Annotated in this window: 25 protein-coding genes and 1 pseudogene; 4 read left to right on the forward strand and 22 right to left on the reverse strand. The window is 37.2% G+C overall.

The genetic code is table 11. The features are described 5' to 3' along the window. Nucleotides 1-47 precede the first annotated feature (47 nt). Nucleotides 48-1,025, forward strand: coding sequence for a Gfo/Idh/MocA family protein (locus tag D8863_RS07180; protein WP_125441497.1), 978 nt, complete (start codon nt 48-50; stop codon nt 1,023-1,025). Beyond that, complete coding sequence (locus tag D8863_RS07185) at nt 1,022-2,104, forward strand: DEAD/DEAH box helicase (protein ID WP_125397732.1); 1,083 nt, start codon at nt 1,022-1,024, stop codon at nt 2,102-2,104. Before D8863_RS07180 ends, D8863_RS07185 begins: the two co-directional genes overlap by 4 nt. 24 nt (nt 2,105-2,128) lie before the next feature. Here the strand turns inward: D8863_RS07185 and D8863_RS07190 are convergent, their stop codons facing one another. Beyond that, nucleotides 2,129-2,506 (reverse strand): YwiB family protein, encoded by a 378-nt coding sequence (locus D8863_RS07190; protein ID WP_125441498.1) that lies wholly within the window; start codon nt 2,504-2,506, stop codon nt 2,129-2,131. Between the two features lie 71 nt (nt 2,507-2,577). Between D8863_RS07190 and D8863_RS07195 the strand changes: the two genes are divergently transcribed. Together D8863_RS07195 and yidA are read left to right on the forward strand one after the other, a co-directional pair. After that, nucleotides 2,578-3,882 (forward strand): HD domain-containing protein, encoded by a 1,305-nt coding sequence (locus tag D8863_RS07195; protein WP_125441499.1) that lies wholly within the window; start codon nt 2,578-2,580, stop codon nt 3,880-3,882. A gap of 12 nt (nt 3,883-3,894) precedes the next feature. Beyond that, nucleotides 3,895-4,701, forward strand: coding sequence for a sugar-phosphatase (yidA, locus tag D8863_RS07200; protein ID WP_125441500.1), 807 nt, complete (start codon nt 3,895-3,897; stop codon nt 4,699-4,701). Nucleotides 4,702-4,801: 100 nt separating this feature from the next. Here yidA and D8863_RS07205 read toward each other — a convergent pair whose 3' ends face one another. The 21 genes and pseudogenes from D8863_RS07205 to D8863_RS07305 form a co-directional block, all read right to left on the reverse strand. Next, on the reverse strand, nt 4,802-5,278 hold the full coding sequence (locus D8863_RS07205) for an Imm6 family immunity protein (protein WP_125441501.1): 477 nt from the start codon (nt 5,276-5,278) through the stop codon (nt 4,802-4,804). Nucleotides 5,279-5,310: 32 nt separating this feature from the next. Next, nucleotides 5,311-5,805: an Imm6 family immunity protein gene (locus D8863_RS07210; RefSeq protein ID WP_125441502.1), complete on the reverse strand. Its 495-nt coding sequence runs from the start codon at nt 5,803-5,805 to the stop codon at nt 5,311-5,313. Between the two features lie 56 nt (nt 5,806-5,861). Further along, nucleotides 5,862-6,188: a hypothetical protein gene (locus D8863_RS07215; RefSeq protein WP_125441503.1), complete on the reverse strand. Its 327-nt coding sequence runs from the start codon at nt 6,186-6,188 to the stop codon at nt 5,862-5,864. A 17-nt stretch (nt 6,189-6,205) separates the two neighbouring features. Next, on the reverse strand, nt 6,206-6,781 hold the full coding sequence (locus D8863_RS07220; protein WP_125441504.1) for a DUF6572 domain-containing protein: 576 nt from the start codon (nt 6,779-6,781) through the stop codon (nt 6,206-6,208). 40 nt (nt 6,782-6,821) lie between these two features. Then, entirely contained in the window at nt 6,822-7,376 is a 555-nt protein-coding gene (locus tag D8863_RS07225) for an NAD glycohydrolase inhibitor (protein WP_125441505.1), read from the reverse strand. A gap of 66 nt (nt 7,377-7,442) precedes the next feature. Then, the gene (locus tag D8863_RS11235; protein WP_312023392.1) at nt 7,443-7,661 is read right to left on the reverse strand and encodes an endonuclease V; all 219 of its coding nucleotides are present in this window, start codon (nt 7,659-7,661) and stop codon (nt 7,443-7,445) included. Nucleotides 7,662-7,887: 226 nt separating this feature from the next. Beyond that, nucleotides 7,888-8,367 (reverse strand): toxin-antitoxin system YwqK family antitoxin, encoded by a 480-nt coding sequence (locus D8863_RS07235; protein WP_125441506.1) that lies wholly within the window; start codon nt 8,365-8,367, stop codon nt 7,888-7,890. Nucleotides 8,368-8,564: 197 nt separating this feature from the next. Next, nucleotides 8,565-8,990, reverse strand: coding sequence for a hypothetical protein (locus tag D8863_RS07240; RefSeq protein WP_260469757.1), 426 nt, complete (start codon nt 8,988-8,990; stop codon nt 8,565-8,567). A 126-nt stretch (nt 8,991-9,116) separates the two neighbouring features. Next, on the reverse strand, nt 9,117-9,452 hold the full coding sequence (locus D8863_RS07245; RefSeq protein ID WP_185761463.1) for a DUF2185 domain-containing protein: 336 nt from the start codon (nt 9,450-9,452) through the stop codon (nt 9,117-9,119). Then, on the reverse strand, nt 9,442-9,984 hold the full coding sequence (locus tag D8863_RS07250) for an ankyrin repeat domain-containing protein (RefSeq protein ID WP_125441508.1): 543 nt from the start codon (nt 9,982-9,984) through the stop codon (nt 9,442-9,444). Before D8863_RS07250 ends, D8863_RS07245 begins: the two co-directional genes overlap by 11 nt. 8 nt (nt 9,985-9,992) lie before the next feature. Further along, the gene (locus tag D8863_RS07255; protein ID WP_125441509.1) at nt 9,993-10,112 is read right to left on the reverse strand and encodes a GH-E family nuclease; all 120 of its coding nucleotides are present in this window, start codon (nt 10,110-10,112) and stop codon (nt 9,993-9,995) included. A 53-nt stretch (nt 10,113-10,165) separates the two neighbouring features. Then, complete coding sequence (gene ybiA / locus D8863_RS07260) at nt 10,166-10,621, reverse strand: riboflavin biosynthesis intermediates N-glycosidase (protein ID WP_125441510.1); 456 nt, start codon at nt 10,619-10,621, stop codon at nt 10,166-10,168. Further along, nucleotides 10,608-11,252, reverse strand: coding sequence for a hypothetical protein (locus D8863_RS07265; RefSeq protein WP_125441511.1), 645 nt, complete (start codon nt 11,250-11,252; stop codon nt 10,608-10,610). The genes ybiA and D8863_RS07265 overlap by 14 nt, the downstream gene beginning before the upstream one ends. 313 nt (nt 11,253-11,565) lie before the next feature. Further along, on the reverse strand, nt 11,566-12,444 hold the full coding sequence (ifs, locus tag D8863_RS07275; RefSeq protein ID WP_125441513.1) for an NAD glycohydrolase inhibitor: 879 nt from the start codon (nt 12,442-12,444) through the stop codon (nt 11,566-11,568). Beyond that, nucleotides 12,445-12,612 (reverse strand): annotated as a pseudogene (locus tag D8863_RS11070) (hypothetical protein); the annotation flags it as partial. 194 nt (nt 12,613-12,806) lie between these two features. After that, the gene (locus D8863_RS07280; RefSeq protein ID WP_125441514.1) at nt 12,807-13,691 is read right to left on the reverse strand and encodes a DUF4299 family protein; all 885 of its coding nucleotides are present in this window, start codon (nt 13,689-13,691) and stop codon (nt 12,807-12,809) included. Then, entirely contained in the window at nt 13,688-14,155 is a 468-nt protein-coding gene (locus D8863_RS07285; protein WP_125441515.1) for a UCP033725 family protein, read from the reverse strand. The genes D8863_RS07280 and D8863_RS07285 overlap by 4 nt, the downstream gene beginning before the upstream one ends. 161 nt (nt 14,156-14,316) lie before the next feature. Then, nucleotides 14,317-14,811 (reverse strand): hypothetical protein, encoded by a 495-nt coding sequence (locus tag D8863_RS07290; protein WP_125441516.1) that lies wholly within the window; start codon nt 14,809-14,811, stop codon nt 14,317-14,319. Nucleotides 14,812-14,944: 133 nt separating this feature from the next. Beyond that, nucleotides 14,945-15,424 carry a hypothetical protein gene (locus tag D8863_RS07295; protein WP_125441517.1) on the reverse strand — a complete coding sequence of 160 codons (480 nt, stop codon included), beginning with the start codon at nt 15,422-15,424 and terminating at the stop codon, nt 14,945-14,947. A 62-nt stretch (nt 15,425-15,486) separates the two neighbouring features. Beyond that, the gene (locus D8863_RS07300; RefSeq protein WP_125441518.1) at nt 15,487-15,981 is read right to left on the reverse strand and encodes a hypothetical protein; all 495 of its coding nucleotides are present in this window, start codon (nt 15,979-15,981) and stop codon (nt 15,487-15,489) included. Between the two features lie 191 nt (nt 15,982-16,172). Then, nucleotides 16,173-16,832, reverse strand: coding sequence for a DUF6572 domain-containing protein (locus D8863_RS07305; protein WP_125441519.1), 660 nt, complete (start codon nt 16,830-16,832; stop codon nt 16,173-16,175). Nucleotides 16,833-16,903 lie beyond the last annotated feature (71 nt).

A 16,903-nucleotide genomic window follows, 5' to 3' on the forward strand; every position in this document is an offset into this window, starting at 1 on the left:
TCTATGTTATAATGAAGGAAGGATTTGAAGTCGGAAAAGGAGTATTTATGCTTAAATTAGGTGTCATCGGAACAGGGGCTATCAGCCATCATTTTATAGAAGCAGCCCATGCTAGCGGAGAATACCAGCTAGTTGCAGTCTATTCTAGAAAACTAGAAACTGCCGCAACCTTTGCTTCTCGCTACCAGGATATCCAACTCTTTGATCAATTAGAAGACTTCTTTAAGTCTTCCTTTGATGTAGTCTATATCGCTAGTCCAAACTCCTTGCATTTTGTTCAAGCCAAAGCTGCCTTGTCTTTTGGCAAGCATGTCATTCTTGAAAAGCCGGCTGTCACTCAGCGACATGAATGGCTGGATTTGAGACAGACAGCTGAGAAAAATCACTGTTTTATCTTTGAAGCGGCACGAAACTACCACGAGGAAGCTTTTACCACTATCAAAAACTTTTTAGCAGACAAGCAAATCTTGGGAGCAGATTTCAACTATGCCAAGTATTCTTCCAAGATGCCGGATTTGTTGGCTGGGCAGACGCCAAATGTCTTTTCAGACCGTTTTGCTGGTGGAGCCCTTATGGATTTGGGGATTTATCCTCTCTACGCTGCCGTTCACCTCTTTGGAAAGGCTCAAGACGCGATTTATCAAGCTCAACAGCTTGACAATAGCATTGACCTAAATGGAGATGGTATCCTCTTCTACCCTAACTTTCAAGTTCATATCAAGGCTGGGAAAAACATCACTTCCAATCTTCCTTGTGAGATTTACACAGCAGATGGAACCTTGACCCTTAACACGATTGAACATGTCCGCTCAGCTATTTTTAGCGACCACCAAGGAAATCAAGTTCAACTCCCTATCCAACAGGCTCCTCATACGATGACTGAGGAAGTTGCTGCGTTTGCTCAGATGATCCAGCAACCAGACCAGACGATCTACCAGACTTGGCTGGATGATGCAAGCTCTGTTCATGATTTACTCTATACCATGCGCCAGACTGCTGGCATTAGATTTGAGGCAGAAAAATGAAAACCAAACTACCGACTGAATGGCAGGAATTGAGTGACCAACTCGGTTTCCAAGAATTTACCCCCATTCAAACTCAACTATTTGAGCCTATACTTGCTGGAGAAAACCTACTAGGAGTAAGCCCGACAGGAACTGGTAAGACCCTCGCTTACTTACTCCCAAGTCTACTCAGACTGAAAAAGAAAAAGGCGCAACAACTCTTGATTCTAGCACCAAATACGGAACTTGCTGGACAGATTTTTGATGTATGTAAAACGTGGGCAGAGGCTATCGACTTGACTGCTCAGCTCTTCTTATCAGGTTCCAGTCAGAAACGCCAGATTGAACGCCTAAAAAAAGGACCAGAAATTCTGATTGGAACCCCTGGCCGTATCTTTGAGTTGATTAAATTGAAAAAAATCAAGATGATGAATGTGGAAACCATCATTCTGGATGAATTTGACCAATTGCTCGATGATTCTCAGATTCACTTTGTTGAGAAAATCACCCACTACGCACCTCGTGACCACCAACTCATCTACATGAGTGCGACGACCAAGTTTGACCAAGAAAAGATTGCACCAAACACGCGCACCATTGATCTATCTGATCAAAAACTGGACAATATCCAACACTTCTACATGCAGGTAGACCAACGTCACCGAGTAGATATGCTACGAAAGCTGGCTCATGTTGAGGATTTCCGCGGACTAGTTTTCTTTAATAGCCTATCAGATCTTGGAAGTGCAGAAGAAAAATTACAGTATCGTGATGTCTTGGCTGTCTCCCTCGCTAGTGATGTCAATGTGAAATTCCGAAAAGTCATCTTAGAAAAGTTTAAAGACAAACAGCTAACCCTGCTCCTTGCAACTGACCTTCTGGCTCGTGGAATTGACATTGATAGCCTAGAATGCGTCGTAAACTTTGATATTCCTAGAGATATGGAAACCTATACCCACCGAGCTGGTCGTACAGGTCGCATGGGCAAAGAGGGATATGTTATCACTCTGGTAACCCATCCTGAAGAACTTAAAAAACTCAAGAAATTCGCAAGTGTTCGTGAAATTGTCCTAAAAAATCAAGAACTCTATATCAAATAAGGTTGGCATTCGCCAACCTTTTTCTTATCCCCAAGTAATTTCTAATTGATAGCTGGCAAAGGGGTGTCCCTCTTGGTTTTGCAGTTGATAGGCGAGCTCAATCTTTTGTCCATCCAGTTTGTAGTGATTCGTTTGAATGATAAACTCCTGCATTCCCATAGGAGTCGGAATATAGGCCAAACTATCACTAGACTTTAGAAAACGCATGATGGTTTTGGGACTAGAGAAACGGGTCATCACCAGTTCTTCTTCATGAAACTTGAGAACCACTTTTTCCTTTTCCTCATTGTAGAAAAGCAGATAGCTAAAATCCCCTTTTTCACGCACTTCAACGTCATAAAGCTGGTCAATGACTTCCAACTGTTCATCAAACTGGATCCTATTTCGCATCCGAATCTTCACATCAAATCCTCTTTCTTGTCTCTTATCCTACTATTTTACCAAAAAGAACAGGATTTTGCTATAATGGTCATATGAACGAAAAAGTATTCCGTGACCCAGTTCACAATTATATCCATGTAAACAATCAGGTCATCTATGACTTGATCAATACAAAAGAATTTCAACGCTTGCGTCGTATCAAACAGCTAGGAACTTCCAGCTATACTTTCCATGGTGGGGAGCACAGTCGCTTTTCCCACTGTTTGGGAGTCTATGAGATTGCTCGTCGTATCACAGAGATTTTTGAAGAAAAATATCCTGAAGAATGGGATCCTGCTGAATCTCTCTTGACCATGACCGCTGCACTCCTTCATGACCTCGGGCATGGTGCCTACTCGCATACTTTTGAACATCTCTTTGATACAGATCATGAGGCCATTACTCAGGAAATCATCCAAAGTCCTGAGACAGAGATTCACCAAGTTCTGCTACAAGTAGCACCCGATTTCCCGGAGAAGGTAGCCAGTGTCATCGATCATACCTACCCTAACAAGCAGGTCGTACAGCTCATTTCCAGTCAGATTGATGCAGACCGCATGGACTATCTCTTGCGCGACTCTTATTTTACAGGAGCATCTTATGGGGAATTTGACCTTACTCGCATCCTCCGAGTCATTCGTCCTGTCGAAAATGGCATCGCCTTTCAGCGCAATGGCATGCATGCCATCGAAGATTATGTCCTCAGTCGTTACCAGATGTATATGCAGGTTTATTTCCACCCAGCAACACGGGCCATGGAAGTTCTCCTACAGAATCTTCTCAAGCGTGCAAAGGAACTCTACCCTGAGGACAAAGACTTCTTTGCACGCACTTCTCCACATCTCCTGCCTTTTTTTGAAAAGAAAGTTACTCTATCTGACTATCTGGCTCTAGATGATGGCGTGATGAATACCTACTTCCAACTCTGGATGAGCAGTCCTGACAAGATTCTCGCAGACTTGTCGCAACGTTTTGTCAACCGCAAGGTCTTTAAATCCATTACTTTTTCTCAAGAAGATCAAGACCAACTCGTAACCATGAGACAACTGGTTGAAGAAATCGGTTTTGATCCAGACTACTATACAGCCATTCATAAGAACTTTGACCTCCCTTATGATATCTATCGTCCCGAATCTGAAAATCCACGGACACAGATTGAGATTTTACAGAAAAATGGCCAACTGGCAGAACTCTCTAGCCTGTCTCCTATCGTCCAATCCCTTGCTGGCAGTCGCCACGGTGACAATCGTTTCTATTTTCCAAAAGAAATGTTGGAACAAAACAGCATCTTCGCAAGTATCACCCAGCAATTTTTACACTTGATTGAGAACGATCATTTTACCCCAAATAAAAACTAGAAGAGGAAATTTATGAGTATTAAACTAATCGCCGTCGATATCGATGGTACCCTGGTTAACAGTAAAAAAGAAATCACTCCTGAAGTCTTTTCTGCCATCCAAGATGCCAAAGAAGCTGGCGTCAAAGTCGTGATTGCAACAGGTCGTCCTATCGCAGGCGTTGCCAAACTTCTGGACGACTTGCAGTTGAGAGACCAAGGTGACTATGTTGTAACCTTCAACGGTGCCCTTGTCCAAGAGACTGCTACTGGCCATGAGATTATCAGCGAAGCCTTGACCTATGAGGATTATCTAGATATGGAATTTCTCAGTCGCAAACTCGGTGTCCACATGCATGCCATTACCAAGGACGGTATCTACACGGCCAATCGCAATATCGGAAAATACACGGTGCACGAATCAACCCTCGTCAGCATGCCTATCTTTTACCGCACTCCTGAAGAAATGGCTGGCAAGGAAATCGTCAAATGTATGTTTATCGATGAACCAGAGATTCTCGATGCTGCGATTGAAAAGATTCCAGCCGAATTTTACGAGCGTTACTCTATTAACAAATCAGCTCCTTTCTACCTCGAACTCCTTAAAAAGAATGTAGACAAGGGTTCAGCTATCACTCACCTAGCTGAAAAACTCGGATTGACCAAATTTGAAACCATGGCGATCGGCGACGAAGAAAATGACCGTGCCATGCTCGAAGTCGTTGGAAATCCCGTTGTCATGGAAAATGGAAATCCAGAACTCAAAAAAATCGCCAAATACATTACCAAAACAAATGATGAATCTGGCGTTGCCCATGCTATTCGTACCTGGCTATTGTAAAATACTTAAGGATAGAAAATAAACGACACCCCAAAAGTAGAGATGAGACTCTAACTTCTGGGGTGTTCTTTTTGAATTTTCGCCAAATCATCTATTCAAATCATCTAAGTAATCCTAGTCTATCTAGTTCTTTTAGGGCAGATTCTCTTGATGGGTATGGATTTTTATTGATGAAAATTTTTACTGTTTCGACGTGATGATAAAGATCCATGCTAATCTCTTTTAAATTATCAATAAAGACATCAAGTAGTTCCGGTTCAATGTTTTCCAAGGGAGAAGGAAGCTCCTTCTTATTTTCAAACTCAAAAGCTTCTTTAGCAGTCACACCTATTGCATAACTAATGTTGTCCCACAAGAGACCATTCGCTTCATTTTCATCTAACTGCATGTAGATAAATATTCCACTGAAGTCTGTCCCATCATCTAAAAGGCGATAAAGTTCCTCTCCCCTTTTATCTCTATTCTCCAAAAAACTCCAACATGCATCCAAGGCAGTTCGAATGTGTGAAGTGTATTGTGTTTTCATACGGTTTGCAATTGCTTCAGAAAAAATCAACATAAAATAACTCGTAAGCATATCCTCTCCTGATCTATACTTGAACGAATAGTCTATTCGTTCTCATCAGATAAAAATAGTGGTCCAAAGTAGTTTTTAACGAGCTCATCCTTTAAATATCCTTCTATTTCTGGCCCAGTTATTTGTGAAATAAGTTCCCTATTTTCAGCTAGGATTTGTTTGTAACTTAAGGAAAGAACCTCAAGTATGTTCTCGTCGACACTTTCAATCGTTTGTGGTAGGTAGATTTCTTCCGAAGCAATATATGAATAGTGACAAACTAGGACATAGAAATTAGCGATACAGTTCCATACTAGTGGATTGGTTTTCTTATCCAGCTCCTGAAATGTCAAGATATCCAGCTCGTCCATATTTTCCAGTCGAGAATATAAAAGATCTGGGCAAAAATCACTCTCTTTATTAAGCTCCTGTTTTGAAAGTTTTAAGGAATCAAGGACAAACTCCTGATATTCTTTCTCACTGATAAGATCTACAAGGCCGTATATCAACTCCTGTAGGAAGCGCAATAAATTTCTATTATCATTCATCGTTTTTCCTTCTATTACTAAAAACTAACTTAGTGATCCACTGAAAAACGTGGCACTCACTCTTCCTCTTCAAACATCAGAGCATCCAGTTCTTCTCTCTCTGCCGCAATTTCTTCAAAGGTGGAAATAAGATTATTTACTATTTCTAAGGTGATAATACCAGTCGAATCCCTCATCGTAACCTTGGTTCCAATGGCATTCAACTCATGGATGAGTTCTCGAACCTTTCTCAATCCATCCAAATCTAACATGTCTACTTCTATCACCACGTCATGATCTTTGATTCTAGATTGGATTAAAGAAAAAGGCAAGGATGAATAATTTCTTAGCAACTTATAGGTTCCTGACTTGTCACCTACAGAATCAATAACAATAGCTAGCATCGTTTCCGCTCCCTTTATCACTCCGGCAATTCTACCTTCAAGCTCATATCAGTGGGTTGTAATACTTTCTGAACCGCCGCAAGAAAGGCCAATCCATTATCAGATGGAGAATACTGGAATGTGATATAGATGACTTTTTTGTCAAACTTATCACCATATCGCTCCACATACTGCTTGCTTTCGAGGAAGTAGATATAGTTATTGAGTTTTTCTTGAAGTTTCAAGAGATGCTCCTCTTCGGTATCTGGAAGCCAAAGATTGCCATCTATTAATAAAAGTTCCAAGTCTGTATCACTCGTTCCGATTGCATCAATTTCTGAAACATCTAACTGAATGAGAGGTTCTTTTATCCAAAATTTTGTTTTTATCAAACGATAAAGTCGATCTATTGCATCACTTTCATTTTTAAAATCGTCTCTTATCCAGATATCTTGGCGCTCGTTAACCTCATATACTTTATATTGACTAGATTTCTCATCGTAATAGTATCCCAAAGTAAATTGACCTTCATATCTCTCATCAAGCGCAATATGAAATATCCCCTTCTTATCTCTATGTTTATTAATAAAGTTTACTAATTCTTGTTTTGTCATTTAAAATTCTCCACAACTCTCACATTCACTATGGCGTTTGCTATAGCTCTACTACCTTAGGTGGATTGTAGTATTTTTCCTTGAATTCCTTAAGAATCTTCTTTACCTTTTCTTGGTCACACTGCCTGTATAAAGGATCACGGTCTAATGCATTACACAGCCCTTGATATAACCAATCTTTCTTCTGTTCATCTGATAGATTGGAAATACTCTCTATAATATATCTTACTAACTCATCAGTCTTAATAACAAAGGGAAGGCTAATATATCTTTTCAAACGCCTATTTTGAATGAAAATATAATCAGTCACCTTATCTAATTTGACTAGGTCAACCGATAAGCTAAAACCTTTCAAGATGTCAAAAGTTCTTCTTGCTATATCCTCATCACCTTCTACATACAGAGGGTATAAACAATACTCCATCAATACGCTAATGTCTGTACTATCAAGTTCATAAGAATCTCGTTGCCGAAAACGATACTTAGCTTCTGTTCCTAGAAATGCTTCTGCTTCTTTTCCTTCCTTCATCACCTCTAGATAATGTTTGACAAAATATCTATAATTCTCTTTATTTTTCAATTTATAAGTTTTCATTTATCTACTCCATTGATTTATTCTGAAAATTCCTTAATACTTGCCCATAAATCTCACTGTTTTTACCTATTTCTGTACAGGCTCTTTCGTCATTGTCAGGAAGTAAAATTCTGCCCCTTCAATATGGTAGTCATTTTTGGAAACTCCGGTAGTTGGTTTTCCTAAGAAAAAGGAGGCATGGGTCACGATTCCCATATGGCGCGGATGCAGATAAGCACTCCCATCAAACATACATAGGTCAGGTTTAATTTTCAACAGTTTAACTGCTGCTAAAATCAGAGGCAATTCCCTGAAAGCAAGAAATCCCGGAAGCTAGGGAACTCTACTTTCATCATGAAAACTGACCTCTTCAACAACTTGGAGATTTTCCTGGTCAATAACCTCAAGGCAAGCAAGACCGTATTCTTTGTCATTCTCTTCAATAGGTATTAATCCACCCCTGCGACATAACAAATCTCCTAGACTTCAAAATGATTAGATAAATCTATCTGATTTTTGAATTGATTCTGTTCTACTTCAAATTCATGTCTAAAGTCGATAAATCAACACCCCACTGTTTTGCTCTCTTGAAATCATCTTCGGTAGGCTCTGTTTTTTCTTCAATAATTTTACCAGTCTCATCATATTTTTTATAGAGAATTTCTCCTCCTGCAATACAATAAGAAACTGACTCAATATCACCATTTTCAAAATATTCTTTTTGAACTCCTTCGGCTGCACCTCTGTCTTGATTATTAATACTTTTAATTTTTCCATTAGAATAAAAGTAGACAGCTAGACCATGCCTATATCCATTATCTATATACCCATAAAACTCTAATTGACCATCTGGATATAAATCATAAGCTAAACCAGTATAAGGAACCTCTTCTCCTGATTCATTTTCAAAGACAATTTGTTCATAGTATTCTCCGCCCCAGTCTAGTTCATCCTCAAAACAAACACCGTCACGGAGAACTTCTTCTTTTGTTAAAATTTTATCTTCTGTCATTTTCCAACCTCTGAAATCATATTGAAACCATCCAGCATATCTGGGAGACCTTTAATCTTACAAAGCAATTTCTCTGTTTTTGCACTTTCAAACATTTCACTGATATTTTTTGAATTCTGCTTTGATCATTTTAATAATCCTCTCATATTCACCTGAAACATTTACCTCATAAGTAATTAAATGATATCAAAAATAACTTATTCCTCTTCTGTTGGAAGATGGTCTAGATTTATTGGTTTAGGATTTAAACGTTTCAATACTAATTCATAAAAAAAATTATTATTTAACCTATCAGGTGAACTTAAAGTAAAGTTATTCAAAATTAATAAGGGAATAAATTCTGAACCAATTGTATTATAACCTGTCAAATACTCTAACCCATAATTTAAATTTTTCGGGTTTTCAGTACCAACTGTCCAGTAGGCTCCTTTGGCTTGCAAGCGAAAAACCTCTCCAAGATAAACCCAGCTATTAAAGAAATCATCAATATTTTCAGGATCATTTTTGACATCATTCTCTCGAACGAATTGCGCCAAATCCTTCAAGCTTTCTAAACTCATATCTAGATGATAACCTTGCTTACTAGCTTTTTGCCTTATCTCATCCAAGCAAGGTTTCATCAATATAAAACATAAACTCCTCAATTACTCCAGCATTCAGCTTGCGATTTTTTCAAAAAACTATTCTACTTTAGCTGACAAATTCTCTTACTCTAGATCATAAAGGCTCAGACGAGATACAAATGACACTCAATGAACAATTTCTTCGATTGTTGTTTCTCTATCTCTCACCAAATCATAAAATCCTACATGAACGCCTTCCTCATATAACCAGCATAAGTCGGTACCGTATGGGGCTTCAAAAATTTCCAGCATAACAGGAGCAATTTTTACAATGCTATTTGCTCCTAAAATTGTGAAATTTTTTGAATTAGCTAGGTAAGCTTCATCATCTTCGATTGATAACAGTGTCCAGCCATTTAATTGTGGAATAGCAGATTTTTCACGATAGGAATAGCGAATAGCTTTTCCATCAAGAATATTGTTTGAAACGACAAAACCACCAAAATCATTGTTATTTAACATGATAATCCTCCATTAATGTAAGTAAGTCCGCTCTCCAAGGAAAAATTTTTGTCAACTCTAAACAAGAAGGTACACCAGAGCGTTCATCTACATATGCTCCAGCGTTTAAAAGAACTTTGTATAAAGGAAGTAACTCCTCAGATGAAGCTTTTAATGTCGCAATTGCATATGATAGAGGCGTTCCACCGTGCGAATCCTTCAAATTCACATCTGCTCCATTCTTTATAAGCAATTCTGCTTCCTGTAAGAGGTATTGGGGATCAGCAGACCAATTTGCTTTTGCAGATCCTAATAGTAAATGAAGGGCAGTGCTCTTAGTTTTTGATTGATGGTTCACATCCATTCCTTGATGAATCAGATGTTCTGCGATTTGCATTCTATTGCCACAATTACTAGATTCCGTAAATAGTAACTCTAGCATGGAAAGATTATCATTTGTAAATTCTTGATGTACTTCTCCATTATAGTATTTCTGAAACGATTTTAAATCTGCATTTCTAATAGACGACTCTAAATCATAAACTCTCATCATTTTCCTTTCTATTCGTGACTATGGCTCCTGTTAGCAGAAGGTGTTTCAATTCTAAAATTATCTGGATTAAATTGGAAATTCTTCAATTCTTGTAAAGTAATTTCACGATTTTTATATTTTTCAAACATTTCACTAATATTTTTTGAATACTGTGTTATTCATTTAAAGTCAGTATACTTTCTTAATTTATAGAACCATCGTCTAGACTTAAAGCTACTCTTGTTTCCATTAAGATTTTCCCCAGCATATTTTTACCAGATCCATCTCCCCCGTCAGCCCAATAATGATCATTTTTTGTATTCTCAAATAATTCTGCATCAAATGTCGCAATTAGTTTCTCTAGAATCTCTGGATTTTGACGAAATTTCTCACGAACAGCATAACGCCTAATATCATCCTTGACATCTTCCCAGTCCTTTCGTAACGGATTCTGGCGATTGCGTCCCTCCAAAGCAGCATCCATAGGTGACTCCAGCAAGCGAATTTTTTCCTGAATTTCTGGAACCAAGAATTTCTGAGCCTGGAAATAATGTTCCGATGTAGGCCAGATTTTATTTCCATCCGAAAAAGGATAAGGAGCAAAATTGGACATATAACCGTAGGCATCGTTTACCTTATAGAATTTAATTTCCTTCATTCTCTCCCTCCAATCCGAAATCAGCTAGTGATTTATCCTTCTCCTCCAGAAGTTTCTCCACATAATCAGGTTCGATCTCCAAAAATAGTTTCAAAGTATCATGAATTCGCCAATAATTTTCTTCTGGCTTATCCATAATGGACGATAAAAAGTGCTTTAGGTAAGGGATATATTCAGAAAATCCATTATTTTCAACTAGATAGTAAAAATATGAAAGATCATAATAACCTTTTTCCGCCTGCTCTATAATTTTACAGACATAAGGGAATATGTCTTGCCTTGCTTTATCACCATTGCCAATATCTGATTGATTAGCCCAATAGCTAGTAAGAGCATCTAATATAATTCGATTTGTATCATCATAACTATATAGCCGATGAGGAATGTAGCCTTCCAATTTCCCTTCAACAAACATCTGAGTCAACACATCAAAACCTTCTTTTAGCCCCCAAATAGTTAAAAGCCTCGAAGCTTTATAGCGCAAAAATTCATCATCGCTAGATAATAAAGAGATGAGTTTGTTAATCGTTTCTTCTGGAATATCTTCCAAGTCTACTTCTTCGAGTAGATCTGTATAATCCACATCGTTTGGAACTGTGTAAAATAGATTATCAAGTTCTTCTCTAGTCATTTTTTCTCCTTATTCAAAAGTAAAGTATTCGGGTGGAATACTTCCTTTAACCTTAATTAAAACTTCGTTATCGCGTTCAACATAAAAAAGATCCCGTTTAGTGTTCGTTAGACGTTCAGAATTCTGTTTAGAAGGATTTTTATTATATCTCACTTGTGCTTGGTCAACTCGTTTTTGCAAATGATCAACTATTTCCTGATGCGTTATCACTTTTATATCTTTAAGTTTTCCTGTTTCAATATCATATTAAATTTGCTTTGGTCCAATCCTTCTCCCATTATACCACAAAAAGAGAGCGTTTCCGCTCCCTTTATTACTCTGGTAATTCTACCTTTAAGCTCATATCAGTCGGTTGCAATACTTTCTGAACCGCTGCGAGAAAGGCTAAACCGTTATCAGATGGAGAATATTGGAAAGTGATATGGATGATTTTTTTGTCAAACTGATCACCATATCGCTCCACATACTGCTTGCTTTCGAGGAAGTAGATATAGTTATTGAGTTTTTCTTGAAGTTTCAAGAGATGCTCTTCTTCTAATGACTCTATCCATTTGTTTTCATCAATCAACAACAACTCTAGATGGTCATCTGCAACACCCATCGCATCGATACTCGTAACATCTAGTTCAATTGGCCATACCTCTGCAACTGATTTAATTTTTCTTCTATTCTTATTTTCCTCTTTCTTTTGCTCTTTAACAATATATTCTACTTTCTCTTTATCACAGTTTTTGAAAAGCTCCATAGAATCAATTAAATTACAAATATTACGGTAATAATTCACCTTTTTCTCATTAGGAAGATTATAAATACTGTCAAGAACAATAGGTACTATGGCCTCCGCATCAATAATAAAAGGTAAAGAATCATATTCTTCCAGTAAATCCTCTTGTTTTTTGATAAATGATACAACTTGATATAAATGTATAGTATCCTGACTAGAAGCTAATTCCTTTAAAATATTAAAAGTTCTATCTGGAATATTAAAATCTCCCTCTACATAAATTGGATAAAGGCTATATTCTATCAAAATATGAGTATCTGTAATATCTTGATAATATGAATCTCGATGGCCAATTCTATACTCGGGATCAATACCTAAGAAAGCATCTATTTCTCTGTGATTTTCAATTGCTTTTTTATACCGCATAATATCCCACTCGGTATCTGTTTTTAGTTTATATGTCTGCATTTATTTACTCCATTGGTTAATTCTAAAAATCCCTTCAACTTGCTCAATTTCATTAGTGCCTGGCTTATAGACACGTGGATTTTTAATCTCATAATAGCCTTGACGTTCAATCGCAGATAGAAACTCATCGTAAGAATGCCCCGTTGTGTCAATCGTTGGCATAAGTAGTTCGCTATTTCTTCTGTTAAATGAGAGTTTTCATTCTAGTCTCATTATAGCATAAAAAATATAAGTAGAATAAACATGCGAAAAGTTTAAAACCATCTGAAAAACGTTTCAGATGGTTATCTTTACACTATCTACTTCATTCTTTTCTCATCACATTCTAACATCTGAAAAAGTTAACTGAACAAGTATTTTTCTTAAAATCCTCCCTTTTTCAAGACAGCTTGCAACATTTCAGGAGAAATTGGGTCTACAAGAACGTATTTGGCATCCAACATATAGATACCCTCGGTCAACGACTCTAAGAACTGACGATAAGGAACCTCGGCTAGTTTTTCCCCACCGGCTGTCATGATAAACAGTCGTGCCACTGCAACCTTACTTCCTCGATACTCTTGTAAATATTGAGGTTCTAGTTCTGGTTGAGCCGGCAAAATAGTTCGTCCTTCACTATTTAGATAATTGATAGGGATAATGATGTCCTCTCCATTTTGCTCTACTTTAAAAACTTGCTGCTCAGAGTAATAAGCATTCAGCTGTTGGGTAAAGCGCAAACGCTGGTCATAACTATTTAAGAGTTGCTCGTCCGGCACATGGATAATCTGCCCTAGGTAGAGTTCATTGATGTAAATAGGACGTTTCACTCCCATAATTTCCACGATGGGATGGACTTTTACTTCCTTAGTCAATTCTGAAAGAGCTGATAAGAAAATATCTGTGAAATGAAATTCTAGAATAGAATCTTTATCATACGCCACACCATCATGTTCACATACAGTTACGTCTAAGATAATGAGCAAGGTTTTCAAGAACATCAAGGCCCCAGTCCAGTCAGAAGCTGTCGCCAAATCTGGAACAGATACCTGATAAGCTTGACCATCAAAAGATAGACGGAACCCTAAACTAGACTTCTCTTTGACCCCAAACTGAACAGAATGGAAATCCGAAATAAGAGAGTCCGCAGATGGCTTTAATCCTGCATCCTTAGCGGAAACGCTGTAACATTCAAAGAGTTCTGCTTGAAGCACCTCACCAATTCTTAGCGATTGGTTGCTTTTTATTGTAAAAATAACTGATTTCATATTTTTCTCCTTCGGTCTACTGGCAAATCCTTTCTACGACGTAGAATCGTTACTTCGCTGACAGGGATTTTTCCTGATGCATACATGGTCTGGCCATATTTCTCATCCAATAATTCCGCATCATCAGCTAAATTGTTTTCAATTAGAAATTCTTTATCAAAAACCAGGAGTCGCACATAAGAATCGGGTGCTGTAAAATCATCATCCCCATGCTTGTGACCAGCAATTGTAAATTCATGTTCTTTATACAAAACACGATCATAAACCGAATACCTCTGACTAACCTCACTATAAGGCACAAGCTTCCCGTATACACCTTCTCCGGCATCATCTACATAGAAACTATAGGGAACGTAGCCTTCTTCCAACATCGCTGGATCTTTTGAAAGTAGGATATAGTCATTTATATAATTCACAAAATTAGAATATACTTTGTTTTGGTAAACTAGAAATTCTTTACGCATACTATCCCTCCACGTATTCCATTATACCACATTCACAACAACAAATTTTCCGTACTATATCACTCATTTCCTGACTCACTCTTTCTGAATTTTCTTCTTTCTCCCGTTTCTCATTGAAATCTTTCCATGTTTTATCAATGCCGCTCTTTAATTCCTCATCACTAATTAGTTGAAGAGGTCTCGTTCAAATCTGACTTAGACACTGGTTCAGAGGACGAACTACTTTTTGACTTTGGAGTATAGTTATTGTCAAATCTAGGCATATTTTTAATTTCCTCAACAGTAGGAATTTTCGTATTTACTTTAACCGGTCTGTAGAGCATCGCAAAAGAGAAGAATAAGGCCAGAACTGTTCCAATAAATGGAAGGATCTTTTTATCTGATTCTGATGAGGGAACCTTGACTCCACTTGTGCTAAGGTTCTTCCATTCAGGATGTTTTTCTTCTATCGCTTTTTTCTCTTGCCAAACTGGGACCAGTAGAAAATAATTAAAGGGAATAACCGTCCCCATAACTGTTGCTATAAATGGGATATGTCTAGAAAAACTTAGAATGATAAACAAATATAGTATAAAAGAAAGGACTAAAAGAAAAACTACTAATACTAGTCGAACTTTATATTCTTTCTTAATCTGCAGATATCTCTCTTGCGGCATTATTATTCCTCTTTTCATTATTCTGTAGTTTTCTACATATCCTTCCAAATCTAGTTTACGTGTTTGTCATGCCATTCCTGATACTCTTGGTAACTGTTGAGCGGAGTCTCTTCCTTTGTTTATTTTCTTTACTCTATTCACTTGTTTTATTTTTGTCAAACACATTTTCCCCTATTTCCTTCCAAAACCAATATTCTCTTGGAATTAAATCTAGGAAATATTGATATTTCCCAATCCATGGAGCTGATACATACTCTTCAAAAGAAATAGACTCTGCGTAATTTGAGTACAATAACAAATTGTCTATATCTACAAATAAAGATGGGGCGAAATCATAAATAGCGTTCAGTTTATCCCTTTTATACTCATTAGCAAAGACTTTCCTTAACTCTGAAAGGTCGCAACTATATTTTTGCATATCCTCTAAAAAATAAAGGGCATTCTCAGGCAATAAAAACGGGGAGCGCAATCTCTCTTTATCAATATGTTCTACATTATATCCCGCTTCTTCGTAATTAATATACCATAGCTCCAAGTCAGAAATATACCAAGAATACTGATTTTTGTACTTAAAAGCGACAACAATATTTTCACCATATTTTGCTCTAATCATTTTTTCTCCTTATTCAAATAAGTCTAGTTTTATAGCACTCAAGGAAATAGACTTTTGGATCGCTATTCAAAACTATTTTTTAAAATTTCATATTCATGACATGTCAGTTCTACGAGCAAGATGCTCACGAGTGTTCCATCTTGAGAAAATCCTAATTTTACTCTCCCATTAGTCAGATACATAGTTTCCTTAGGATTAAGCAACTGTATTTTCAAAAAGTCTTTAGATAAAAAGACATCAAAGGACTGTTTCCTATCATGTAGTCCATTTGTAAACATGATAGTATCACGAAAAACAGGAATGCCTTCTATCTCTTCCACTTCTTCTAGACTCATGTCACCCATTAAAGTCACATTTGAGACTTGGACAAGTATAATATTCATCAATCGAAAAGAATCTGGATTTATCCCAATCTCAAGTAGGCTATTATCGCCTACTAAACGGAAGTAAGCTTTTCGTATATATGAGGGGAAACTTGAACATTCAATAGTAAGAGGCGTATAATAGTCCACCTCAACATTGTAGGTATCTTCAATCACATGGCTTAATGTTAACATAGTCGACCCTCTCAATTCTAAATGATATGAACTAAACTGATAAAGTAGTTCTCTTACTCTATCAAGTTTTATAGCCATTAATCAGAAAGCACTTTTTTACATTATACCATATTATAAATCTAGTCCAGAAAAGATTGCAAAAGTTTAAGAATATTAGAAAAGAGAAGACAAAGGCCTTCTCATTTTCTAACTCACTCCGGCAATTCTACCTTCAAGCTCATATCTGTAGGTTGTAACACCTTCTGAACCGCAGCAAGAAAGGCCAATCCATTATCAGATAGAGAATACTGGAATGTGATATGGATGACTTTTTTGTCAAACTTATCACCATATCGCTCCACATACTGCTTGCTTTCGAGGAAGTGAATGTAATTATTAATTTTTTCTTGCAGAATTTCCAGATGGACTGCTTCTATCTCTTCCTGCCAGCCGACTGGATCCACCAGAAGAAGCTCTAAATGATTATCAACTATACCAATTGCATCAAGTTCGCTAGGTTCCAGTTCTGAAACAATGGCTTGAGTGACAATTTGTTTAAATTCCTCTGCTGTAAAAAGACGACGAGTATTTCCTGGGTTTTTTAAAATAAAAGAAGGATGATTTTCGATGAAGAGCTTACCAGACTCATCTTGTGTATACTGCTTTTTAGATTTCCAAAAACCATAATCTGCATAATTCATCAACTCTTTACCAGTATGTTCTCCCGACATATAACTATCTGCAGCTTCTTTGGGGATTTCTTGAACTACTTCTGGCATGGTAATATTAAAAGTTGGATAACGCAAGAAATACTTATCACCATCTTGACAAATTTCCAACATATCTTTTTGACTTACATAAATTGATTCCATTCTTATCTCCTTTGTCTTTTACCAAATGTCTATATTTATTCCCTATTTTGAGGCTGTTTATATGAAGTCAT

Origin of the sequence: Streptococcus oralis (assembly GCF_003943825.1) — a bacterium.
In the GTDB taxonomy this organism is placed as follows: domain Bacteria; phylum Bacillota; class Bacilli; order Lactobacillales; family Streptococcaceae; genus Streptococcus; species Streptococcus oralis_CD.